Annotated in this window: 19 protein-coding genes and 3 pseudogenes; 14 read left to right on the top strand and 8 right to left on the bottom strand. The window is 39.1% G+C overall.

All coding sequences use genetic code 11. From position 1 onward, the window contains the following. Positions 1–2 precede the first annotated feature (2 nt). From KTHG_RS13045 to KTHG_RS13025, 5 genes and pseudogenes are all read right to left on the bottom strand, one after another. Positions 3–479 carry a helical membrane plugin domain-containing protein gene (locus KTHG_RS13045; RefSeq protein ID WP_139994110.1) on the bottom strand — a complete coding sequence of 159 codons (477 nt, stop codon included), beginning with the start codon at positions 477–479 and terminating at the stop codon, positions 3–5. Further along, the gene (gene fdhF, locus KTHG_RS13040) at positions 479–3424 is read right to left on the bottom strand and encodes a formate dehydrogenase subunit alpha (protein WP_139994108.1); all 2946 of its coding nucleotides are present in this window, start codon (positions 3422–3424) and stop codon (positions 479–481) included. The genes KTHG_RS13045 and fdhF overlap by 1 nt, the downstream gene beginning before the upstream one ends. Positions 3425–3549: 125 nt before the next feature. Further along, positions 3550–5085, bottom strand: a complete 1536-nt coding sequence (locus KTHG_RS13035; protein ID WP_139994106.1) for a M4 family metallopeptidase — start codon at positions 5083–5085, stop codon at positions 3550–3552. Positions 5086–5527: 442 nt separating this feature from the next. Further along, positions 5528–6590 (bottom strand): annotated as a pseudogene (locus KTHG_RS13030) (hemolysin family protein). A 41-nt stretch (positions 6591–6631) separates the two neighbouring features. Next, on the bottom strand, positions 6632–7957 hold the full coding sequence (locus tag KTHG_RS13025; protein ID WP_139994104.1) for a hemolysin family protein: 1326 nt from the start codon (positions 7955–7957) through the stop codon (positions 6632–6634). Between the two features lie 334 nt (positions 7958–8291). On the opposite strand from KTHG_RS13025, the gene KTHG_RS13020 reads away from it, so the two are divergent. The 9 genes and pseudogenes from KTHG_RS13020 to KTHG_RS12985 all read left to right on the top strand — a co-directional run bounded on the left by KTHG_RS13020 (position 8292) and on the right by KTHG_RS12985 (position 16659). Continuing rightward, the gene (locus KTHG_RS13020) at positions 8292–8984 is read left to right on the top strand and encodes a class I SAM-dependent methyltransferase (RefSeq protein WP_222424346.1); all 693 of its coding nucleotides are present in this window, start codon (positions 8292–8294) and stop codon (positions 8982–8984) included. Continuing rightward, on the top strand, positions 8985–9338 hold the full coding sequence (locus KTHG_RS13015; protein WP_139994100.1) for an acylphosphatase: 354 nt from the start codon (positions 8985–8987) through the stop codon (positions 9336–9338). It abuts the gene before it with no gap. A 69-nt stretch (positions 9339–9407) separates the two neighbouring features. Further along, entirely contained in the window at positions 9408–9806 is a 399-nt protein-coding gene (locus tag KTHG_RS13010) for a hypothetical protein (protein ID WP_139994098.1), read from the top strand. 7 nt (positions 9807–9813) lie between these two features. Further along, positions 9814–10698 (top strand): DUF5724 domain-containing protein, encoded by an 885-nt coding sequence (locus KTHG_RS13005; protein ID WP_139994096.1) that lies wholly within the window; start codon positions 9814–9816, stop codon positions 10696–10698. Then, positions 10691–14611 carry a DUF4132 domain-containing protein gene (locus KTHG_RS13000; RefSeq protein ID WP_186439601.1) on the top strand — a complete coding sequence of 1307 codons (3921 nt, stop codon included), beginning with the start codon at positions 10691–10693 and terminating at the stop codon, positions 14609–14611. The genes KTHG_RS13005 and KTHG_RS13000 overlap by 8 nt, the downstream gene beginning before the upstream one ends. Before the next feature lie 64 nt (positions 14612–14675). Next, positions 14676–15083: a VOC family protein gene (locus KTHG_RS12995; RefSeq protein WP_222424345.1), complete on the top strand. Its 408-nt coding sequence runs from the start codon at positions 14676–14678 to the stop codon at positions 15081–15083. Continuing rightward, a pseudogene (locus KTHG_RS22160) lies at positions 15076–15369 on the top strand (DinB family protein); the annotation flags it as partial. The gene KTHG_RS12995 and the pseudogene KTHG_RS22160, both read left to right, overlap by 8 nt. Before the next feature lie 9 nt (positions 15370–15378). Beyond that, a pseudogene (locus KTHG_RS22155) lies at positions 15379–15567 on the top strand (zinc ribbon domain-containing protein); the annotation flags it as partial. A 291-nt stretch (positions 15568–15858) separates the two neighbouring features. Further along, entirely contained in the window at positions 15859–16659 is an 801-nt protein-coding gene (locus KTHG_RS12985; RefSeq protein ID WP_186439600.1) for a class I SAM-dependent methyltransferase, read from the top strand. 114 nt (positions 16660–16773) lie between these two features. Here the strand turns inward: KTHG_RS12985 and KTHG_RS12980 are convergent, their stop codons facing one another. Next, a complete protein-coding gene (locus tag KTHG_RS12980) occupies positions 16774–17250 on the bottom strand; it encodes a hypothetical protein (RefSeq protein ID WP_139994086.1) in 477 nt (158 codons plus the stop codon). Positions 17251–17614: 364 nt separating this feature from the next. Between KTHG_RS12980 and KTHG_RS12975 the strand changes: the two genes are divergently transcribed. Continuing rightward, complete coding sequence (locus KTHG_RS12975) at positions 17615–18415, top strand: hypothetical protein (RefSeq protein ID WP_139994084.1); 801 nt, start codon at positions 17615–17617, stop codon at positions 18413–18415. 33 nt (positions 18416–18448) lie between these two features. Continuing rightward, positions 18449–18889 carry a GNAT family N-acetyltransferase gene (locus KTHG_RS12970; RefSeq protein ID WP_370323622.1) on the top strand — a complete coding sequence of 147 codons (441 nt, stop codon included), beginning with the start codon at positions 18449–18451 and terminating at the stop codon, positions 18887–18889. A 40-nt stretch (positions 18890–18929) separates the two neighbouring features. Here KTHG_RS12970 and KTHG_RS12965 read toward each other — a convergent pair whose 3' ends face one another. Together KTHG_RS12965 and KTHG_RS12960 are read right to left on the bottom strand one after the other, a co-directional pair. Beyond that, the gene (locus KTHG_RS12965) at positions 18930–19958 is read right to left on the bottom strand and encodes a FecCD family ABC transporter permease (protein ID WP_139994082.1); all 1029 of its coding nucleotides are present in this window, start codon (positions 19956–19958) and stop codon (positions 18930–18932) included. Next, a complete protein-coding gene (locus KTHG_RS12960; protein ID WP_370362773.1) occupies positions 19958–21025 on the bottom strand; it encodes a FecCD family ABC transporter permease in 1068 nt (355 codons plus the stop codon). Before KTHG_RS12960 ends, KTHG_RS12965 begins: the two co-directional genes overlap by 1 nt. 122 nt (positions 21026–21147) lie before the next feature. Between KTHG_RS12960 and KTHG_RS12955 the strand changes: the two genes are divergently transcribed. From KTHG_RS12955 to KTHG_RS12945, 3 genes are all read left to right on the top strand, one after another. Then, the gene (locus KTHG_RS12955) at positions 21148–22116 is read left to right on the top strand and encodes an ABC transporter substrate-binding protein (RefSeq protein WP_139994078.1); all 969 of its coding nucleotides are present in this window, start codon (positions 21148–21150) and stop codon (positions 22114–22116) included. A gap of 68 nt (positions 22117–22184) precedes the next feature. After that, complete coding sequence (locus KTHG_RS12950) at positions 22185–22970, top strand: ABC transporter ATP-binding protein (protein ID WP_126991314.1); 786 nt, start codon at positions 22185–22187, stop codon at positions 22968–22970. A 14-nt stretch (positions 22971–22984) separates the two neighbouring features. Further along, positions 22985–24010 (top strand): NAD(P)/FAD-dependent oxidoreductase, encoded by a 1026-nt coding sequence (locus KTHG_RS12945; protein WP_126991315.1) that lies wholly within the window; start codon positions 22985–22987, stop codon positions 24008–24010. Positions 24011–24077 lie beyond the last annotated feature (67 nt).

The following is a 24077-nucleotide window of genomic DNA, read 5'->3' as shown; positions in this document are numbered from 1 at the left end:
GGCTATCTCGGTTTCTTTAAAACGCTACCGAGACTTTTTAAAATGACGAGTAAAAAGGTTACAGCCCGCCATGTATCAGGGTCCTTCATCAGCTTTAAGACGCGTAAAAGGGGATGACTTTTCTTGAAAGCAGGAGCTTCTTGTTGCTGTTGTTTTATATCTGATAAGAAGGCCTTCGTTCGTTCACCGTCAATGGAGGCGCCAATTCCTGCTAATGCCTGTACAAGTAAAATTAAATTTTGTGCAGGTTGCTTTTGTACTTGGTCTACGACAACATGGGTTACTTCAGTGCGTGCTTTTAGTAAACTATCAACAGCATCGAGGCCACCCATTTTTTCGAGTTGTTGCACAATGGATAATACTTTTTTGAGTGCTTCTTCATTATGTGCGAGCTCATGTAGTAGATTGGCTATTTGTGCATCTTCAATTTGTTGTGGCGTAGGTTGTTTTAATTCGATTTTTTGAATTGGTTTTGCCATTAATGATCACCTCCAAGGTCTGTTAGGGACTCATAATCACTACGTCGCCATTTTCGTTCGACTTCAACACCCAGTTGTGGATGACGTTTACGATTACGTTGATTATTTTTTGGTAATGGATTTTCATGTTTTTCTTGTAATACTTCCATACGAACTTTCGTCTGTTTAAAGGCAGGTGTGTTCGTAAATTTATCAAACCCAGCACCTGTTAACATATTAACCGCATGCTCGTTATTACGTGTATGCATTGGTAAGAAAATTTCATTTTGTTGTACGCGTGTTGTCACTAGCGCGGGTACTTTTACGCTACCAAATGGTGAAACGAGTCTTATCATCGTGCCGCTTTCGATATGGCGTTCTTTTGCTAATTCTGGTGATACTTCAACAAATGTCACCGGAAGACGTGTATTAAGACCATTTGATTTTCGCGTCATATTCCCTTCATGAAATTGTTCGAGTAAGCGACCATTATTTAAATGTAAATCATACTGTGCGTCATATTTCACAGGTTCAATCCATTCGTGAATGGCCAGGCGTGCTTTTTTATCTGGGAAATTAAAGCCGTCTGTATAAAGAAGTGGTGTACTTGCACCGTCATTACTACCCCAGAAGAAGCTACCCCAATTTGCGAGTACATCATAATTGGCCTGCGCAAATAATGGCGTAAGCGAAGCCATTTCCGCAAAAATTTGGCTTGGATGAGTATAGTACCAATCCCCACCAAGTGCATTGGCAAGCTGTTGTGTAATCCGCCAGTCATATTTTGCATTGCCCATTTCAGGAAGTGCTTGATATAAGCGTTGCACACGGCGTTCTGTATTTGTGAAGGTTCCTTCTTTTTCGAGGGAAGGGACCCCTGGTAAAATGACATCTGCATAGCTAGCTGTTTTAGAGAAGGTAATGTCTTGCACAATTAAAAATGGTAATTTACTTAGTAACTCATGTGCTTGATTTAAATTGGCATCGACAAGTGCCATTTCTTCCCCGACAACATATAAGGCTTGAATCGTTCCTTTTTCAATCCCTTCCACCATTTCAATATGATTGAGGCCTGGCTCTGGTGAAATCTCAACACCATAGGCCGCTTCAAATTTTTTACGTGCCTCGTCATCCGCTACTTTTTGATAACCAGGGAGTTGATTTGGTAATGTGCCCATATCAGATGCGCCCTGTACATTATTGTGTCCGCGGAGTGGGTAGGCACCAGCACCATGGCGACGATAATTTCCTGTCACAAGTAATAAGTTAGAAATCGCTGCGCTCGACATACTGCCGCCGACATTTTGTGTAATACCCATTCCCCATAAAATACATGTGCCATCCGCTTCATGAATCATGCGTGCAGTTTCGATTAATTGAGCTTTAGAAATGCCCGTTACTTCTTCTACATACTCGAGTGTATAAGGTGTCAGGCTTTCGTAGTAGGCTTCAAAATCATTTACATTTTCTGTAATAAAGGCTTCATCATGCCATCCTTGGTCGATGATATATTTTGTGACGCCCATCAGCCACGCTTGGTCTGTGCCTTGTTTTGGATGTAAATAGACATCTGCACGCTCGGCCATTTCATTTTTTCGTAAATCAGCTACAATGAGTTTTTGACCAAAGAATTTATGTGCTCGTTTTACGCGAGAAGCAAGAACGGGGTGCGCTTCGGCTGAATTCGCACCAATAATGATGACAAGTCCTGCGGATGCAATATCATCGATTGTTCCCGAATCGCCGCCCATACCTACTGTTCGAAACAACCCCTCCGTTGCAGGTGTTTGACAATATCGTGAGCAGTTGTCAACATTATTTGTTTCGAGAATTTGACGTGTGAACTTTTGAATCACATAATTTTCTTCATTTGTAATCTTCGAAGATGAAATAACCCCGATTGCATCGCTACCAAATTGCTCTTTTGTACGACGTAGCCCTTCTGCTGCAAAAGCAATTGCTTCTTCCCAGCTCGCTTCAACAAAGTGGTCGCCTTTTCGAATAAGTGGGGTTTTTAAGCGTCCTTGATCATTAACGAAGTCATAGCCGAATTTGCCTTTGACGCAAGTCGAAATTTGATTCACTGGTCCGTGCTTTGGCTCGATTTTTAAAATTTTACGGTCCTTCGTCCATACTTCAAATGAGCAACCAACCCCGCAAAATGTACACACTGTTTTAGTACGCTTAATTTGATTTTTACGCATATTGGATTCAATATCAGAAAGTGCAAAAATTAAGCTATAAGGTGGCTCGACATCTTTTATGACATCAATCATTTTATTTAGTAACGGACGTTCAATGCTTGTTAAGTAACCTGCTTCATCAAGCATTGACTTCTCTTGTAACGCATTGCAAGGGCACACAGTGACACATTGTCCACAACCAACACAAGATGAATCATTAATTTTCACACCTTCATCCCAAATAACAAGTGGTCGGCTACGTTCCCAATTAATCGACAATGTTTCGTTTACTTGCACGGTTTGACAGGCTTCTACACATTGTCCACAAGCAATGCATTGATTGGGGTCATAACGGTAAAATGGGTGAGAATTATCGACAACCCGTCCATCAATTTTTGGCTCGAACGGATATTTTTGTTCCTCAATGCCCATCATTTCAACCGTATTGTGTAGTTTACAATTGCCATTATTATTTTCACAAACTGTACAATATAGCTCATGATTACGGAGTAGACGATTCATCGCTTCTACACGTGCTTCTTCAGCTTTTTCTGATGTGCGTTCAATTACCATATTTGCCTCCACAGGTGTAGAGCAAGTTCGTACAAGCTGTCCATTTACCTCTGCAATACACGTATCACAAGTTTGCGGTGTACTAAGTGGAGGTGTGTAACAAACTTGTGGGTGTTCAAGTGCTAAATCATTCAATGTATCGACAATTGTTTTACCAATCGGTACAGTATAGTGCTCGCCATCTACTACAATTTGAATCTTCTCTAGCATAAAATCCCCCCTCAAAAAGTCGTATGGTTTTTAATTCCCTTTAGAATATCGACGTAAACGATGGTTTTGAGCACATAAAAAAGAACTTCTTGCTTTTTTCTGCGAGAAGTTCTTTATGGCGAATATTAGTTTGTAACACCAACTGCATTCCAAGCTTCTGTCACTGCAGCTGCTTCGGTTGCACCGTATAAATCAGTAGCTGATTGGACAAGTGCTTTTTTCGCATCTACAAATTGAGAGTTTGTCGTTAAGTATTGTGTAAGCGCGCGGTAGTAAATTTTTTCGGCTTTTGCTTTACCGATTTTTTGAATGGTATTGTAGGCTGCTTTGTTTGGAATCCCACTATTGATATGAACGCCACCCCAGTCGCCAGCTTTTGTATTCGGTAAGTTTTGATAGTTATTCATATGCGCTGGTTGATCATATTTCGCTGGGTCTGATAAGCTACGAAGCGCATCTCCTGCAATTTTAGGTGTGTAGATATCCTCGCCCATTAACCAGTCATCTGGATCTACAAAATAACCAAATACATCAGAGAACGATTCATTTAAAGCGCCAGGCTGATTTTCATAAACAAGATTTGACGATGTTTCGGTTACCGCGTGTGTTAATTCATGTGCGATAACATCTTTTGCACCAGAAAGTTCAGAGAATGTGACACCATCACCATCACCGTAAATCATATACTGACCCGTCCACGCAGCATTATTATAATTTTTATCAAAATGAACTACAGATTCTACTGCAGCACCTTTGCCATTATAACTATCACGATTATGTGTATTTAAGTAATAATCATATACTACATCTGCATAATAGTGCGCGTCCACTGCTGCACGTTGTGTTGTCGTGTTAAATAATGTTGACGTGCTTGTTACCACATTTCCACGAGTTTGTGTTGTTTTTGCATCATATGTGATAATTTTTCCGGTATGTGTTGTATCTGTTAAACTATAGCCACCACTAATTGCTGAAATATTAATTGTTTTAGTGTCACCTTTTGTTCCGATTCCAGTACCTGTTGCTTCGTGTAAAATATTTTTCTTAGCGAGCACCTTGCCTGTTTGTGCATCGACTTGAATTTGCCAACGTGAAGGTGTTGGTTGTAAATAAATAAGTTCAACATTATAAACTAATTTATTTTTGTCTGCATTAATACCTAACTCTGCTTTATTGATAATTTCATGTCCTTCTAAATTTTTAACGGATTTTTTTGTTTGGCCAATTGCTTTAAAAGCCTTGTTAACTGCTTTGGATTGAGAAATTTTTTTGCTGTTATTAAATGAGACTTTAGGTGCATTAATGTCGCCGTTAACAAGTATTACTTTTTCATTGTCATCCACATGCACTTTGACTACTTGATTGTCTGCATATACCGAGTCCACTTTCGGTTTTAGCGTATAATGCTTGTAGTTTAATTCATCTTTTTCTACATCGACTACTTGATATTGCTCATAATTTTCACTTGCTTTGTTGTTACCTGGTAACTGCTGCAGTAGCGCTTTAGCATCGGCTTTACTCGTAACTTCCATTTTTGAAAAAGCCTTGTGCTCAGATGCATCAATCGTTTTTGTTGTTTGTGCTTGTGCAATTGTCCCCGTTCCTAGAAGCATAAGAAGGGAAGCAGCAACACCGGTTTTTACGAACTGTTTGTACGTCATTTAAACAACTCCTCGAAAATTATTAGAATATTAAGAAAATGATATTCTTGAAAATAAATACTAAATATTTATTAAGGGTTTGTCTAGTGTATTTTTACATTTTACTAAAAATAATCCAATTTACTTGGTTGGAATTAATAAGCTAATATACATAATTTTGTTCTGAATACCTATTCATTTCGAGTCAATAGTATGGAAAAATGTATAAAAAAAGAAAGGATACTAAAAATGAAATTAGAGAAGTAAAGGGGGCGTATTTTCATGGGAATATGTTGATTATTATGGAATGGAGTATATAAAAAAGGCGAGGGAATAAATCCCTCGCCTTTTTATATACAGTTGTTATCGCTAACCAAAAAGAATCATAACATATTTTTGATTTTTAATACGTAAAATGGTTGTTTTACCTCAAAAAAATATCTAAAACAGCGAATTTATGACATTACGCAATAGGGATTGTACCGTCCTCATCATCGTGCATATCTCCAACGATTTCACTTAAAATGTCCTCCATTGTCACAAGGCCAACTGTTTTATTTTGTTCGTCCGATACGAGTGCCATATGTGTACGTGTCTTTTGCATTTTAACAAAAACATCTTTAATCGACGTCGTATTTTTAAAACGAGGAATTTTATGAATAAAGTTATCGATTGGACTTGTGCGTCCCGCAGCAATGTCCGTCATCATTTCTTTTGTATTGATAAAGCCGATAAAAGTACTTTGTTTGCTATCACGGTCCGTTATCGGGTAGCGTGTATAGTCATATTCCTCAATTACTTTCACCATTTCTTCAAGTGATTGATGCTTTTCAAGCGTGACAATATTTGCACGCGGAATCATAATCTCTTGTAGTTGTCGCCCATCAAATGCGAAAATATTTTCTAAATAGGCAAGCTCTGTTTGATTGATTTCGCCACCTTCATAACTTTGTGTGACGATTAATTTTAATTCTTCCTCTGAATAAACCGTATCATGACCTGCAGGCTTCACACCAAATGATTTTAATAGTAAGCGAGATGAACCATTTAATACTTTGATAAATGGACTCGAAACTTTACCAAACCAATACAATGGTGGAGCAAGTAACAAGGTCATGCGCTCTGCATATTGAATTGCGAGTGTTTTCGGTGCTAGTTCACCGAATACAACGTGGAGGAATGTAACAACACTTAATGCGATAACATATGACAGTGTTGTTGCAAGCGCAGCAGGAACTTCAAAGTGTACAAATAGCGGGTGAAGCATTTTTTTCAACGGCTGGTTCACCAAGCGCCCCTAAAATTAACGCTGTTAACGTAATACCGAGTTGACACGCAGATAAATAATAATCTAAATCCTGCGCTACTTTTTTTGCAGTAATGGCTTTTTTATTGCCTTCTGAAATTAACTGATCGAGTCGTGAAATTCGCACTTTTAAAATCGCAAACTCTGCGCCTACGAAAAATGCGGTTAAGATGATAAATACGACAATCAGTATTAAGCTAATGATAATTGAACTGTCCAATTAGTCGGCTAGTCAAACTAGCCTTTTCACCTCCGAGATGATTAAGATTGTTCGTCTGTTTGTTCTAATTTATATTGGTGGAATGTGACTTCACGAATTTGATAATTGTCCATTTCAGAAACTGTCCAAATATGGTTTCCTTGTTTGAACTGATCTCCAACGTGCAGGACATCAACGTTTTTGTGCTGAAGCCAACCGCCAATTGTATCAATATCTTCGCTATCGTCAAACTCTAGGCCAAAACGTTCTTCTAGTTCGACCAGTAGTACACGACCATTAATTAAATAATCTTGTGTACCTAATGGACGGATATCATCGACTTCATCATCATCAAACTCATCGCGAATTTCGCCGACAAGTTCTTCTAAAATATCCTCCATTGTTAAAATACCAGCTGTACCACCATATTCGTCAATGACAATGGTCATATGCACTTTTTGCTTTTGCATTTTTAATAAGGCATCTTGTAGCGGGGTAGTTTCAACAATAAAAGGAACATCACGTACATATTGTTCAAGCGCTTCTTCACGATTTGTGACGATATGATTTAGCATTTTCTTGGCATTTACAACCCCAATAATCAGGTCTTTATCGCCATCTTTCGTGATTGGATAGCGCGTATAATTATGTTCATCTAAAATTTGGATAATCTCAGCGTAGCCCATTTCTTTATCGATTGTGATTAAATCTGTACGCGGTACCATAATATCGCTTGCGACGCGTTCATCAAATGAAAATACGTTCTCCAAGTATTGAAGTTCTGTCTGATCAATTTGGCCGCCCTGGAAGCTTTGTGCCATAATAATTTTAAGCTCTTCTTCTGAATAAGCTTGCTCATGACCAGCAGGTTGAACCCCAAACATACGTAAAATCAAGCGAGATGCGCCATTTAAGGCTTTAATAAATGGTTTCATAATTTTACCGAACCAATAAAGTGGTCCAGAAAGTTTTAATGAAAGTTTTTCAGCAAATTGAATTGCTAATGTTTTTGGTGCCATTTCACCAATTACGACGTGCAAGTAACTGACAATCGCTAATGCTAAAATATACGAAATTACATAAATTAAAACGTCTGGCACATGGACCCATTTTAAAAGAGGCTTCATCAATTCCTGCACGTAAGGCTTTGTAAAAGCACCTAGTCCGATTGATGTGACCGTAATCCCTAGTTGACAGGCGGATAAGTAATAGTCGAGGTCTGTTACAACTTTTTTTGCCACGATGGCCTGTTTATTGCCATCTGCAATGAGTTGATCTAGTCTCGATGTTCGAATTTTTACAACAGCAAACTCCGACGCTACGAAGAATGCTGTAGCAGCAAGTAAAACGATTAATAAAATAATATTGGCTATTCCGGTTATGTCCAATCAGTTCCCTCAGCAATGAGGGATTCACCTCCAAATAATTTGAATTTTTAAAAAATAGTGAACAGCTCACATGTCGCTTTTATGGAAAGCGTGGCAGTGAATACAGTCACAATAATTGGGCTATAAGAAAATTATACGGAAAAGGTTATTTTGTCGCAATTATTTCATGTGAAATAGCAAAAAAATGTTTAAGAAAGTCTGAGGATATCGCCATATTTACAAATAAAATATATGCTTTTAAAGCAAAATAGTTGCAAAATGACACTTTTTTTCGTGACAGTAAAGGAGTTTCTTTATAAGATGCCGAACAACATAAGAAAAGGAGGTATGCATGATGACAAATCCATTTCAGTGGGAGCATCCAAAAGCCATGGATTACAATGATACGATTCGCCGGCGAATTATCGGCTACGATTTAATTTTTGAACTAATGAAGGACTTAATTGATGCATCAATAGAGCAGCCAGAGCATATTACGATTGTTGGTGCGGGAGGAGGGCAAGAGTTAAGTACGTTATTGCCTTTATTACCAGCTGCGCATTTCAAAGCAATTGATCCGTCGAGTACAATGCTTGCGCTAGCTGAACAGCGACTAGTTGCCGAGGAATTGAGTGGGGATGTTGCGTATATTGAAGCGGAGCTAACAGCGGCGAAGCTTGAGCCAGCTGATCTGGTGACATGTCATCTTGTCCTCCATTTTTTACCGACAATCGCATTAAAAAAAGCATTACTTCATGAAATTGCTATGCATGTTAAAGTAGGTGGGACAGTTTATTTATCAAGTATCAATGGCGATTTAGAGGATGCAGCATTCCAACAAACGCTAACAGCTTGGGGGAAGGCGATGATTCGTAATGGGGTGAAAGAGCACCAATGGCAGGCCTTTCGCGCATCATTTGGCGATACATTAATGCCTATTTCAACAGTGGAGTTACTTAAATTATGCGATGAGGTGGGCTTGCAGATTCGTCATGCATATTTTCGTGCCTATCATATTGAAGCATTTTGTTTAGAGAGGGTGAAGTAAGTGGGACGTTTAAGCAAATGGCGAGATGATTATATTGTCTGGCATGCCAATAGAGCACAATTACCGACATATTTTGAAGAGGAGCATTGTACGCAAAAAATTCGCTTTAGTGGACGCGTTCAAAAGGTAGGCTTTCGTCTGGAGCTTGCAACGCTTGCGAAGCGGTTACCACTCACTGGTACAGTATATAATTTAGAAAATGGCGATGTTGAAGCGATTTTACAAGGGCCATCAACAGCGATTCATTATGTGATTGCACATATGCATCAGCTGAAACGTGCAAAAGTAAAAAAAATTACTTCTTACGAATTGTCACCGATTGCTGCTACTAAATTTGATATCACTCCCTCATAAAAGAGAGGGAGTTTTTTTCTGTTTAAAACAGGGAAAAATGATAAAAATATGATGAATGGAGGATGCATGATGGAAATTCTAGTACAACGAAAATCATTAGGGCGTTCACGGAAACTAGAGCAGATGACATATGAATTACCTGAAAAACCGCATACCTTACGCGAGCTTTTAACGATGCTCGTTCAAATAGAAGTGTCAACCTATAATGAAGGAACACCGCTCCTTAGCTTTATTACAGATGAACAGCAGCAAGACCTTGAAGCGACAGGATATGTTAAGTTTTTACCAGTTGCTGAACGCCCAGATGTAGACAACACTCAAGCAATTGATACCATGCTTCAAGCTTTTGAGGATGGCCTATTTAAAGTTTTACAAGGGAGTGATGTGTATAGTTCATTGGATGAAGAGATTCATTGGAGCACAGAGCCCTGGACATTTATAAAATTAACTTTTTTAGCGGGAAGGTAGGAGCTGTATGGACAAGTGGCTAGTGATGGAGGAACAACTAAGAGATAGTGAGAATGTACAGTATTATGAGCTAGAAATTAGTTTTCGTAAGCTTGAAATTGAATCATTTGATGAATTACTCACTGGACGATTTTCGAAAATGCTAGAAGGTATGTTAGATAAAGCACGTTTTACAATCTGGCAGCAAATCATGCAGCTATTACAAAAGTTACCGTATCAAAAAGGGCATATGCGTAGATCTTTCCGTGCGCCGAATAATCCAATGCTACATAATCATGCCATTATCGAAGTGATTCGGCTATTACTAGCAGGCTATGCCGTCAATATGAAAGGTATCTACGAATCAACAGCGCGTATGACGTATGATAATGGGGCGAAATGTTATGTTAATGCGGATAATGAAATTTTAGCGCCAGCTGGATTATATAAGTATGCCCTTGCGTTACTTTTAGATGAAGAAGATGAGGAGACGATTGCCTTTGTCGAGGATGTTTTATGGAAAAACGGGGCACATCTTTTATTTGACTATGCGTTGATTCAGGCGATTATGATGTCTGAGAATGAGGAAGTGTACAAGCTTCTGGCGAATGTATTCAAGGCTGCTCAAAATCAAGAAGGTGTACGTCAAGCCATCGTTGAAAATATTGATTCAGGCACATTTAAAGCACAATGCTTTTTCACAAAATTACTAGTAGAGAATGATTTTGTACGTTTTTCATCGGTTATCCGTGCAGTAGATGTGTGGTTTGGCTTTGGCTATGAGGCAAAAGATAAGAAAAAGGTACAACATATTTTAGAGCTGGTATTAAAAGGGCTTAAAGAAGGGGAAGAAGCATTGCTTGAAAGTGATAATGCGCAGGGAAGTGTATGTCGGACTATGGCTGATGGCTAGTCAAGATGTAGAGCTTGTTTTAAAACGTCTACCTTCATTATTAAAGCAGGCACCTCATATCCAGCATGTCACACTTTATGCGCTAAGTCAGTTAGGAATGCACCATGAGCTTGGTGAGCGTTTATATGATTATTTACTTGAAGCGGATACACTGCAAGCGTTTGCTCTTGCTTATCCGATGGTGGTAGGGGAATTACCGTATTTTAGTCGCTACTACAATTTTGACGCTACCAACCGATTAACAAGCTATCATGAAAATCATCCATGGCTCATGCGCCGCTCAAAAGAGCTTTTAGCAAAACTAGAATTAGTAGAACAACAAATTAATGGAGAAGATTGGGTGAGTGACCATGCACCGTTTCCATTTTTAGCTATCCAATTAAATAAAGGAAAGCTCCGTCGTTTAAAGACCGCACTCTTTATTACGTTAAAAGATGATGTGGCGCTTGAAGAAGTTGCGGCACAGGTTCCTAAATGGGCCGTAGATGACCGTGCTTATTTTTATCATATTGTCACAGTCTACAAGCCAAACCTTTCGTTTATTTTACAAGCTTTAAAAGACCGTAGTAGTGCAACGCGTGAAGATGCGCTTGATATGCTCGATGCATATGCCTTTCCACTTGTAGAATTTGCAGATGCAGCGGAAACGCTTTTAAAACAAAAGTCTGGCACGATGCGTCAGGCAGTGATTAAGCTACTCAAAAAACAGCCACTTGAAGACATTAAGCGCTATGCAAGTCATTTATTAACGAATAAAAATGAAATGATTCGCTTAGGCTCACTGGAGTTACTTGTTGAAATAAAAGATGATATACAAGTAGGGCCATTTATTGCACAGCTACCAGAGCCAACCGAAAAGGAGCAACATTTCCTGTCACTGCTTGAAGAGGAGGCTGTAGAAGAAGCTGAGCTACCGCCAATTGTCTTTAGCTTTGAATTTGATAAGTCCGTTCCATTTACATTAAAGCAGTTTGCTCACTATGATCTTAAAAAATTACGCGAAAAATTTGGGCACCTACAACGAGTGATTGAGCAGTATGCAAATGAGACGTATGAGGTAGAAATGTATACAGGAACGACTGAAACGAGGCTCATTGGCAATAATTTAACGCGTAAACACGGGGAGGATTATGATTTTTATTCTATCGATGGCTTACCCCTTGCAGAAGTTTGGACGACAGCGCTAAAGGATAGTCAATTGACATCAACAGATTTATATATTTATTACACATTCCAAGCGATTGCACGTAACTTCCACTTTGCCCGAAATACGGAAGATATCGCCTTTAATGAACAATTTTTAGCTGGCTTAGACCCTGAAAGTGCTTTTCGTGAGCTACGACAAGGACTCTATATGCAGCAAATTAGTACGCTACTAGAATTTAGTGTGCAGCGTGGTGAGGGACCGCTTCAAAAAGAGCTACGGGCACATTTTGATGCACTGATTCCGTTTTCGACATTTGCCAATGGCTTAGTGCTAGATTATATTACACAGGCAAAAGGTAGCGATTTTGTTAATACCTATTATGAGGGAAGTTTGTCAAAGAGCCGAGAAGTGACCTTTATTCGAAGTCTTATTGCTGCGGTTGATCGACAACTTTATTATGGAAGAGAGCTTGCACAGTTACTTTATACAAATCAGCAATTAGACGAAGCACCAGAAATGGCATTTGAACATCTCTCGCAGCATAATTTCCTTTTCGCGCATGAGTTGGATATGGTTCTTCCCGCACATTTACGCTATTTTATCGAGCATAAGTATTACCGTCTGTTGGACCTCGAGTATTCTAAAAAGGAAATTGCTGTGAGCAAAAAAGCGGATGAGGTGCGCGCTTGTGTACATAAGATAAGCGCAGATGTCATCGCAGGAGAAATTGCACGCGGTGATTTGGAAGCGCCTTTAACAGGGTTAGTGTCATCTCTTGGCAGGATTTATGGTATCGATTACTTTGTAGCTATTCTAACGGCATTAGGTAATGAAAAGTTAAGTCGTAACTATGTTTATTCAGCAAGTGTTCGAAAGGATAGCTTGTCGACGTTACTAGAGAAGACACAACCAGATACAGAAGAGGCAAAGGACTATGTTTTTAAAGCACTGGAAAAAGCGCAGTTTACAAACGAACGATTAATTGAGGCAATGCTTTATAATACGACATGGCTTCCACTCCTTAGTGAATTTGTCGGCTGGAAAGGGCTTGCGAATGTTGCCTGGTATTTTGTGGCGCATACATCAGAGTATTCGGATGAATTTGAAAAGGCTCACATGAAAGAATATAGTGCCATTGAGGCGGATGAATTTGAAGATGGCGCATTTGATCGGCATTGGTTTTTAACAGCTTATGATGAAATTGGACCTGAGCGCTTTGCGATTGTTTATGAGGCCGCAAAATATAGTGCATCTGGTGGGAATCATCGTCGAGCACAAATGTATGCGAAAGCGACACTTGGTGAATTAGACGGTGAAGAACTACGTAGTGAAATTGAAGCGAAGCGTAATAAAGATAAACTACGTGCCTATAGTCTGTTACCGGTTGATAAAGAACAGGCGACAGAACGTTATATGTATTTCCAAAAATTTGCGAAGGAAAGTAAAAAATTTGGTGCACAGCGTCGTGCAAGTGAGACGAAAGCTGCACAAATGGCTATTGCTAATTTAGCACAGCAAGTTGGTAGGGGGAATGTGAAGCAATTCATGTGGGAGATGGAGCTATCGCAGTGGTTAACAAAAATTCAACCATACTTCGAGCCAGTGGAAGTAGAAGATGTGACGCTACAGCTTGTACGAGAGGGCGAAAAAGTGGTGCTACAAGTTAGTAAACAAGATAAATTACTCAAAAATGTACCAGCGAGACTTAAAAAGCATCCGATTGTAATGGAAATTCAGGAAGCAAAAAAAGAAGCAACGGAGCAATATCGACGTGCGCGTAGCGAGCTAGAAGAAGCAATGTGTGAGGAAGCGGTCTTTGATAGTGACATCGTGAAGAAATTACTTCAGCATTCTTTATTACGGGAATTATTGACGCAACTTGTTTGGAAACAGGGGGAGCAGTTCTTCTATTTGACGGATGATTTTTATTCTGTTGAACATCATCGACTTCCAATTAGTGGTCAGCTGATGATTGCGCATCCAGCCCATTTTTACGCGGCTAAAAACTGGAGACAGTGGCAACATTTCGTTTATAACGAAGAATGGCAACAGCCATTTAAACAGCTATTCCGTGAGTTTTATGTAGCGACTGCAGATGAGCTTGAGCAGATGAAAACAACACATTTTGAAGGCCATCAAATCCAACCGAAAAAAGCTGTTGCGCTTCTCCGTGCACGTAAATGGGAAATAGGGTACTATGAGCCGGTTCGTCAAATTTCTTATGCGTATAATGTAGTAACTTATTTGGATTTCACATATGACGACTATACGCCAGCAGATGTTGAAGCCCCTACAATTGGCACGGTTTATTTTGCAGAGCGTATGACAGGTAATGGTAAGAAAATCGAGTCGCTTTCGCCGGTTTATTTCAGTGAAATGATGCGTGATTTGGATTTAGTAGCGAGTGTAGCACATGTGGGTGAAGTGGACCCTGAGGCAAGTCATTCAACGGTTGAAATGCGTGCAGTAATTGCAGAGGAGGTTGCTTTATTATTTGGCTTTGACCATATTACAGTAAAATCGCCACATGTATTGATTGATGGCCAGCTAGGTAGCTATAGTCTCCATCTTGGAAGTGGTCATGTACATCAGCAGGGTGGCACGATGATTCCGATTGCGACCATTCCATCGCAGCATCGTGGACGTGTCTTTTTACCGTTTGTTGATGAGGACCCGAAAACAGCAGAGATTATGGCGAAGCTCTTACTTTTTGCACAAGATGATCAAATCAATGACCCAAAAATTAGACAGTATATCACACAGTGAATATGTAAAAAATAGGGTATACTGTAAATAATACTATTTTTTTCGCTAAGTAGAGGTGACAGACGTGTTGCATCATATTGAAATAAATGTCTCAAATTTAAAAGAAGCCTTATCTTTTTGGCAATGGTTTTTAGCAGATTTAGGCTATGAGCTGTATCAAACATGGGAAGATGGCCAAAGTTGGAAATACGGGGAAACCTACCTCGTATTTGCGCAAACGCAGCCACAATTTCTAGATGCACCTTATCACCGAGGTCAAGTGGGGCTTAATCATTTAGCATTTCATGCAAAATCTCGAGCGCATGTAGATGATATGACAATAAAATTGCGTGCAAGAGGCGCGACAATTTTATATGAAGATCGTCATCCATATGCTGGAGGACCAGCTTATTATGCAGTGTTTTTTGAGGGACCTGATCGTATGAAGTTGGAGCTCGTCGCACCAGAAGGAGAGTTGTTAGAGTATGATTAATACATTAATAGAGCATCAACGCCTATCAATAACATTTGCAGAAACATTACAGCGTTTATCAGAGGATGATTGGCGCAGGAAGATTGCACCTGATAAATGGAGCATTGCAGAGATTATGGGTCATTTTCGTTTTTGGGATGCATTTTTATTAACGAAGCGTGTGCCATTCTTTTTCACGACACAGCAGTTTGAGCCGTCGCCAAATGTAGATTTAATCAATGAACAATCAGCGGCATATGCGCGTGTAACGGAAAAAGATAAAGTACTGGCAGAATTTATTATTCATCGTCAACAAATTGTCGAAATCGACAGATTCTTCCCATCGAGCCAACTTTGTCATGCCTGTGGTCATCGAGATGGCAAGAAACCATTGGCTATTCGTGTGTGGACTTGTTCAGCTTGTGGTACGACACTAGACCGAGATATTAATGCAAGTAAGAATATCTTAATCGAAGGGTTAAGACTTTTAAAGCAACAACCGTAGGAACTACGGGGATAGCCTACTAAAAAAAGTGAAGCCGCTGTTTCGAGCAACTGGAAACAAGCAAGCACTGTTCGTAGGAATCTCCCACTTCAAGCAACGTTCAAAGAATGGCTAAGTGGGGGTAGTTCAAGAATAGTACCCATATTATTAAAATAATAATGAGAAAAACACTATTGGGTCGTTGCGTTAAATTTTCCAACGATGCAAGAAATGCGTAGTGGGTAAAAGTCAAAAATAGTACAAATATTAATAGTTGGTAATTGGAAAATTATTATGAGTGAGGGAAAGTATATGACAAATTATGGTGAAAATTTATTTGAAGGAGCAGCAGCGTATTATGCACAGTATCGACCAGTGTATCCGGCACATCTCATTCGCTTTTTAGTAGAGAAGTTTGCTGATAATGGTCAGCAGAAACTGCTGGATATTGGCTGTGGCACCGGAGAAATTTCCTTTCGTTTATTCGATTGGTTTGACGAGGTCATAGGCATTGATACGGATAAGGAAATGCTATGTGAGGCAATGCGCAAAAAAGAGCTGCTTCGCGTCTCAAATGTACATTTTTTCAATGGAGACCTCGTACAGTTTTTAGCGCATCAGTCTATAGATAAACTTCAGCTTGTAACAATGGCAAAATCTTTTCATTGGATGAACCGCGAAGCGCTGTTACATACACTTTATCCACTGATTCAATCAGGTGGTGGCGTAGCACTTATTGATCAGTACATACCGGATAAAGAAATAACGCCTTGGGAGCAGGCATTTAAACAAGTTGTGAAGAAATGGTACGGAGCAGAGCGCAGAGCCGGTAATACAACGTATACGCATCCAGTAAAAAGCCATGCAACGGTAATTGAGGAATCTGCTTTTACCTTACAGCAATATTCATTAGCTCCTTATACATATACGTGGACAATTGACGCTATTTTAGGCAATCATTACTCAACATCTTACGGTCTAAAACAATTTTTAGGAAGTGAAGCACGCATACAAGCATTTGAGCAAGATGTTCGTGAAACATTATTGCAGCTTAATCCAGCAGGTGTTTTTGAAGAAATACTGCCTGTGTCGGTGAAGTTAGCAATGAAATAGATAAAAGAGGCTTTGACATACGTGTAGAAATCCCCTCTCCTATGAGCATAAGAAAAAACGGAACATGACGTGTTTTGTCGCAGCCTCTTTTTTTAATGATGTAAGCATATAATGCTATGTAGATAGACGTTCGATTAATGTTGGAATTAATTCCGCTTCACTTTCATCGTAAAACCATATCTCGGCTTCATCTTCAACGATGACAAATAACGGTTTATCATTGGAATAGAAGGCTAAATATTCAGGGAGTTCGCCCATTTCCCAACCAAATGCATGATTTGTAAAGGTTTTAAGTACTTCTTTCGCACGACGAATGGATTTATAGCGAAAAACATGTGATTTTCGTTCAGAGCCATATATATGCGCAATATTTCCATAACGATGCACTTTTCGTTTGATTAAAAATTCATCTAGCGGTTCTAGCACAATTGAATAGGTTTCCTCTAAGAGATTTTCATTCAACACATTGTCGGCATTAACTTTAATGGACTCTTCTTTAATCGTGAACTCAAAAAAGTCGGATAGCTTAAAAGCGACATCAAGTAACGTAAAATAGTCTTCATTAAAAAAATCTTCGTTTACACATCTCATTATTTTCACTCCTTACGAAAAGAATGTATTGAATAAGTTTAACATAATAATATTGGGGCTAGAAAAGATAAAAAAGGCAGACATCGTGCCATGATGTCTACCTAGATTAAAACAATAATTGATAAATGACATAACCAATCACCAATATGACAATAATGGAAAGTGTAGCTTTCTAGTTTGTCCCGGCTCTAACAGGTTGGTTGATGCTGTCATTTAAAGTACCACCTGGATTTTTTTCGGCTTCTTGACGGTGCAGCTTTTCGGATCGTGCATCTAAACACTACCTTTAAAGGGATATTATGTATAATTATACCATGGTAGTACACTACACAGCGAGTTTATTAATTAAAAATGGAGGTCACCCATGACGATATATCATTCGAAAGAAAGCACTATTTTTACGATTACACCGCAGCCTGTTGTTGAAAAGGTGTTTCTAAAAGATGTCGGCTGTGAGGTTGGACTTGATGCAAATCAACAAATTGCGACGCTGCGTTTTACCCGTGACGATTTCGAACGTCGAAAGAAATTAACGATTTATGGCGGTACATATTTTAAGATTCTACGAAAGCAACCTACAGCTGTGTATACGTATTATAATGCTGTATTTTCATTTGCAAAGGGGAAGCTTGCCTCTATCGAATTCAAGCATCAGGCAGAGACAGTGAAAGAGATGCGTATGGAGCTTTTACTGCCGCCCATTGAATATGACGAGGAAACGGAAATGATCTCTTTGGCGTTAGATGAGGATGTTGCGCTCACAGATCCTAGGGCAGCTGTGTTTGCATGGCATAATTTAAAAAGCCAAGCAGATAATTTTTACTTTGATGGAAAGTTAGTCGTCTATTTAGATGGTGAATTATTTTTCGAAGAGAGCACCACTGATGTTTGTGGGTTACTTAAGGCGCTAAAAACCTATAAAGAATATGATGGGGTAAATGATATTTTATTTTTAGATTCTACTGTAACGTTTTTAATTACGCAATCGGACGCGGGTATGCATTTGTATACGCATGATGAAGCCCAACAATGGAGTAAGCTGATTCCACCGGCACTCTTTGATAAGGCGATAGAAGATGTTTATACTGCTTTTTGTACACTTCTAATCGATACAAAATTACCGTTATCGCAGCGTGAAGATGTGTTAGCACTAAGCATGGTATAATGACGAAGTAAAAAGCTGTAAAGGATGATGACAATGTGGTCAATCAAAAAATTTGATGAATTATCAACGAAGGAATTGTATGCTATTTTGAAGGAGCGTACAGATGTATTTGTTGTCGAGCAGGCATGTCCATATCCAGAACTAGATGGCAAAGATTTTGCTTCGTATCATTTATTTAAAGAGCAGGACGGTGAAATTGTGGCATATTTACGTGTGCTACCGGCAGGTGTATCCTATGATGAGGCATCGATTGGACGCGTTCTTGTGAAGCAAAACTACCGCGGACAAGGATTAGCACAGCAATTACTAAAGAAAGCATTACGCTTTTTAGAAGATGAGCTTCATGAAACGACGATTAAAATCCAAGCACAGGATTATTTACGCAAATTTTATGGCTCGTTTGGCTTTGAAGTTATTTCTGAAACGTATTTAGAAGATGATATTCCACATGTAGATATGCTGAAGAAGGCATAAAAAAAGAGGCTAAGACCAAGGGAAACGGTCAGCCTCTTTTTTAATTGCGTGTTTTTAATAGTAGATAAATAAAATATGGTGCACCGACAATCGATAAGATGACCCCAACAGGCAATTCTGCAGGTGCGATGACGATACGTGCGATCGTATCCGATGCAACAACGAGTAATGCGCCGATTAGTGCGCTTAGCGGTAGTACACGCATATGTGAACGACCAATTAAACGACGTGCAATATGTGGTGCAATCAGTCCAAGGAATGTCAGGCCACCACCAACGGCTACACAGCTACCTGCTAAAAGCACCGCTAAAATTAATAGCCATTTTCGCTCTTTATTGACATTAATACCGACACCAATAGCAGACATTTCATTTAGTGAAATAATATCGAGTGTACGGGATTTATAAAAGGCGATTGGTAGTAAAATAAGAAGCCATGGCAGTAATGCTAAAACAAATGTCCAAGACGTTGCATAGATTGAGCCTGATAGCCAGACGAGTGTTCGTGTGAAATCAACTGGCTCCATGCGTAATTGAAAAATTGTAATACCGGCACTAAATGCGGCATTAATCCCAATCCCAATTAAAAGCATGCGAGTGGGTGCAATCCTTCCTTTACGATATGCGAGTGTATAAATAAGAAATGCTGCAAGCAGTGCACCAAATAATGCCACAACGGGTTTTAAAAACACAAAAAATGCTGAGTTTGTAGCAACAAAGCTTTGAAAGAAAAATGTATAGAGTACAATGGCGAAGCCCGCTCCTGAGTTGATCCCTAAAATACCGGGGTCAGCTAACGGATTGCTTGAAATACTTTGTAAAATAGCACCTGAGACAGCGATGCCCATGCCGACTAAAATCGCCATCGTAATGCGTGGCATACGGAAGTCAAAAATAGTCATGGCATCCTCTGGGTTGCCAAGTCCAACCATTGTTTGAAGGAAGCTCAAAAATGAAATTTGAATATAGCCTGTATTGATGCTAATAAACATCGCGACAACTAATAACACGAGACAGGCAACTAAATAGAAATAAAATCGACTTGAATGTTTGCGTAATGAATTTTGCATTATAAACCTCTTCCATCTTTGCGTGCCAAGTATAAGAAGAATGGTACGCCTATAATTGCGGTAATCGCACCAACTGGCGTCTCAAATGGACTCATAATTATACGACCTAAAATATCTGCGAAGAGTAGCAGACAGCCACCAACAATGGCAGATACCGGAATGATCCAGCGATAATCGACACCAACAATGGCGCGGACAATATGCGGTACAACAAGGCCAACAAAGCCAATAATGCCGGCAATTGATACAGCGGCCCCTGTTAGTAAAAGTACAACAATGGTACATAAAATACGGATAAGTGTTGTGCGTTGACCAAGTCCTTTCGCGACCTCTTCTCCTAAACTCATGACAGAGATGGATTTAGATAGGAAGAATGCGAGCAAAAGACCAGCAACAATAAATGGTACGGCTACTTGTACATGTATGGGCTGGATAGAAGATAAGCCGCCAGCGTACCAAAAGCTAATGTCTTTTGCGACATCATATTTTAAGCCAATTGTTGTTGATAAGGCACTGAGCATAGCTGTAATGGCAGAACCGGCGAGTGCGAGCTTCACCGGTGTGATGCCACCTTTACCGATAGCCGTTAATGTAAAGACAAGTGCAGCTCCTGCTCCAGCGCCGATAAATGAAAACAGCACAAGTGTTGAGAAGTCAGGTGCTTTTGTTACCGCGTATGCGATGGAAAGCATAAACCCAGCGCCTGCTGTAACCCCTAAAATAGAAGGCTCAGCTAAAGCATTTCGCGTCACACCTTGCATAATTGCACCTGATACGGCAAGTGCTGCGCCAACTAAAAGACCTGCAATGGCGCGTGGTAGGCGTAATTCATGCAAGATAACATGGGCGCTATTTGTTTCATCATAATGAAATAGCGCATCCCAAATTCCTTTATACGTTAAATCACTAGCCCCAAATCGAATAGAAAGTGCAACAGCAAAAAGTACAAGTATAATAAGGAAGATTGTTGCAATCCATCTAAAAGAAGAACGATAGTGACTTGCTAAATAACTAAAAGATTTTTTTCGTTCATAGTAATAACTCCTGGATTCATGTGTTGACATAATAAAAAATTTGTTTTATCTTAAGTGAGAAAGATTTTCATTATCATCATATGAGGAATTATAACATTATAGTAAATGAAAATAAACTACTTAAAACTTAAATAGATAGTTAGGAGAATTCAATAATGGCTTTTAAAATGAAAAAATTTGGTTTCGCATGCGCAGGAGCATTAGCTTTAGTATTAGCGGGGTGTGGTAACGACTCGAATTCTTCTTCAGATAATAAAGAAAAAACAGAGCAAACAGATCAAGCAACAAAAACACGTACATTAACAGATGCAATGGGCCATGAAGTAAAAGTACCTGAACAACCAAAACGCGTTATCGCAACGTATTTAGAAGATAATTTAGTTGCTTTAGGTATTACACCAGTAGCGCAGTGGTCTGTTACAAATGGCGTGCAAGATTACTTACAAGAGGAATTAAAAGATATTCCAACAATTTCGTACGATTTACCACTTGAAGCCGTTCAAAGTTTTAAACCAGATTTAATCGTAATGGATTCAGCTTCTATGGTAGAGGGCGATAAATACGATCAATACAATAAAATTGCACCAACTTATGTTATCGGTAAAGAAGTAAACAATGATTGGCGCGATGAATTAACAAAAATGGGCGAAGTATTTGGTAAAGAAGCGGAAGCAAAACAAGTGTTAGCTGATTACGAAGACAAAGCTGCTGAAGCAAAAAAAGAAATTAAAGATAAAGCAGGCGACATATCTACTGCAGCTGTTTGGGTAACTGGCGGTAAATTCTTCATCGTATCAGATAATCTTTCAAGCGGAGATGTTATGTACAATGACCTTGGCTTAAAAGTGCCAGCAGTTGTAAAAGAAATTTCTGAAAAAGCAACAGGTAACTGGAGCGAAATTTCATTAGAAAAACTAGTAACAATGGATGCTGACCACTTATTCTTAATTGAATCAGATGATGATGCAAGTAAAAAGGCATTAAGCGACAAACTATGGAATACAATTCCAGCTGTAAAATCGGGTAATTTACACAAATTAGGTACAGAATCTCCTTGGCTATACACAGGTGCGATTGCGAATACAAAAATTGTTGAAGAAATTACAGACGCTTTAGCAAAATAAGCGTTAAATTAGAGATTGTACTTGCATGCGTAAGGCAATCTCTTTTTGTTTAAAGGAGAATTTTCTAAATGAAGAACGACATTTTGGTAGAGCATGTAGATGTTGGCTATGAGAAAACAAAAATTGTACGTGATGTTTCTTTAAGTTTCAAAGAAGGCGAAATTACGACGATTATTGGACCGAATGGTTGCGGAAAATCGACGTTATTAAAGGCAATGACTCGTATTATTCCATATAGTAGCGGCTCGATTTATTTAGATGGTGCGGCTATTGCTAACTACAAAACAAAAGAGCTTGCTAAGCGCTTAGCAATTTTACCGCAAATTGCGGAAAATCCAGCAGGTTTAACAGTAGGAGAACTTGTGTCATATGGTCGCTTCCCACATCAATCGGGTTTTTCAAAGCTGACGAATGAAGATTATGAAATCATTGACTGGGCACTTGAAGTAACCAACACACTAGACTATAAATATCGTGAAGTAGATACCTTATCAGGTGGCCAGCGCCAACGTGTGTGGATTGCGATGGCACTTGCACAAAAAACCGATATTATTTTCTTAGATGAGCCAACGACTTATTTAGATATGGCGCATCAGCTAGAAGTTTTACAGTTACTAAAAAAATTAAATGAAGAGCAAGGCCGCACCGTTATTATGGTATTGCATGATTTAAATCATGCGGCGCGTTTTTCACATAACCTGATTGCTTTACGTAATGGGGAATTAGTGAAGCAAGGTAGTGTGGAGGAAATGATGCAGCCGGAAATTCTTGCGAAAGTATTTAATATTGATGCAACAATTGTACGCGACCCAAAAACAGATAAGCCTGTCTGTTTATCATACGAACTAATTTAATGAGGAGCGATTCGATGGAATTATTTGATGTAACGATTGTTGGTGGAGGACCTGCTGGCTTATATAGCGCTTTTTATAGCGGTCTACGCGATTTGAAAACGAAAATTATTGAGTTTCAACCCACTTTAGGTGGTAAGGTTAATATTTTTCAAGAAAAAATGCTATGGGATGTCGGTGGTCAGCCACCAATCGTTGCAGCGCAGTTCGTCGAAAATCTTGTAGCACAAGCAAAGACATTTGATCCAACGATTTGTTTAGAAACAAAGGTGCAAAATGTGCGTAAAGAACAAGATTACTTCGTGATTGAAACAAATGATGGCGCACAGCATTATTCCAAAACAATTATTATCGCAACAGGTGGCGGCATTTATAAGCCGATTAAACTAGCAATCGATGGTGCTGAAAAATACGAAATGACAAATTTACATTATACGATTAAAGGCATCGAACGTTTCCGTAATCATGATGTATTAATTTCTGGTGGCGGTAATGGTGCTGTAGACTGGGCAGTTGAGCTTTTACCAATTGCAAAATCAGTGACATTAATTTACCGTAAAGAGGAATTGACGGCACATGAGGCGCAGGTGCGTAATCTACGTGAAAATGGCGTGGAAATTATGCTAAATTCTGAGCTTGTATCCCTACAGTCAAATGAGCAAAAAACGGCGATTGAACAAGTGACTGTTTGTCAAAATGGTGATAATACGACGTTTAATATAGATGATGTTATTATTAGTCATGGGTATGATCGTGAAGTATCCCTTGAATTTGATGAAGACATTCGCCCGGAATGCAAAGATAATTATTATTTGCAAAGCATCGGCAAATGTCAAACAACAGTTCCAGGAATTTTTGGTGCAGGGGATATTGTCACATATGAGGATAAGGTGAATTTATTGCTCGGCACATTCCAAGATGCAGTTCTTGCGGTGAATAGTGCGAAATTATATATGAACCCTGAAGCCAATAAAGTAGCAATGGTATCATCACATAATGAAAAATTTCGTGAGAAAAACCAAGAAATTTATGCAAATGTTTAAAGGAAGTCGAAGAAAAGTAGAGAGCCTGAAGAAGCGGCTCTCTTTTTTTATGAAAAAATAAAAAATA

This window comes from Kurthia sp. Dielmo, assembly GCF_000307285.2.
Lineage (GTDB): Bacteria > Bacillota > Bacilli > Bacillales_A > Planococcaceae > Kurthia > Kurthia populi.
Note: the sequence above shows the minus strand (reverse complement) of the source record. Positions and strands in the feature narration are given on the sequence as shown.

Bases quoted from the DNA above. Each gene is read 5' to 3' on its own strand.
- KTHG_RS12975 (WP_139994084.1), top strand. From the start codon at position 17,615: ATGACGATATATCATTCGAAAGAAAGCACTATTTTTACGATTACACCG.
- KTHG_RS12970 (WP_370323622.1), top strand. From the start codon at position 18,449: ATGTGGTCAATCAAAAAATTTGATGAATTATCAACGAAGGAATTGTAT.
- KTHG_RS13000 (WP_186439601.1), top strand. From the start codon at position 10,691: ATGGCTAGTCAAGATGTAGAGCTTGTTTTAAAACGTCTACCTTCATTA.
- KTHG_RS13035 (WP_139994106.1), bottom strand. From the start codon at position 5,085: ATGACGTACAAACAGTTCGTAAAAACCGGTGTTGCTGCTTCCCTTCTT.
- KTHG_RS12950 (WP_126991314.1), top strand. From the start codon at position 22,185: ATGAAGAACGACATTTTGGTAGAGCATGTAGATGTTGGCTATGAGAAA.
- KTHG_RS13010 (WP_139994098.1), top strand. From the start codon at position 9,408: ATGGAAATTCTAGTACAACGAAAATCATTAGGGCGTTCACGGAAACTA.
- fdhF (WP_139994108.1), bottom strand. From the start codon at position 3,424: ATGCTAGAGAAGATTCAAATTGTAGTAGATGGCGAGCACTATACTGTA.
- KTHG_RS12955 (WP_139994078.1), top strand. From the start codon at position 21,148: ATGGCTTTTAAAATGAAAAAATTTGGTTTCGCATGCGCAGGAGCATTA.
- KTHG_RS13045 (WP_139994110.1), bottom strand. From the start codon at position 479: ATGGCAAAACCAATTCAAAAAATCGAATTAAAACAACCTACGCCACAA.
- KTHG_RS13005 (WP_139994096.1), top strand. From the start codon at position 9,814: ATGGACAAGTGGCTAGTGATGGAGGAACAACTAAGAGATAGTGAGAAT.
- KTHG_RS12985 (WP_186439600.1), top strand. From the start codon at position 15,859: ATGACAAATTATGGTGAAAATTTATTTGAAGGAGCAGCAGCGTATTAT.
- KTHG_RS12980 (WP_139994086.1), bottom strand. From the start codon at position 17,250: ATGAGATGTGTAAACGAAGATTTTTTTAATGAAGACTATTTTACGTTA.
- KTHG_RS12945 (WP_126991315.1), top strand. From the start codon at position 22,985: ATGGAATTATTTGATGTAACGATTGTTGGTGGAGGACCTGCTGGCTTA.
- KTHG_RS13020 (WP_222424346.1), top strand. From the start codon at position 8,292: ATGACAAATCCATTTCAGTGGGAGCATCCAAAAGCCATGGATTACAAT.
- KTHG_RS12965 (WP_139994082.1), bottom strand. From the start codon at position 19,958: ATGCAAAATTCATTACGCAAACATTCAAGTCGATTTTATTTCTATTTA.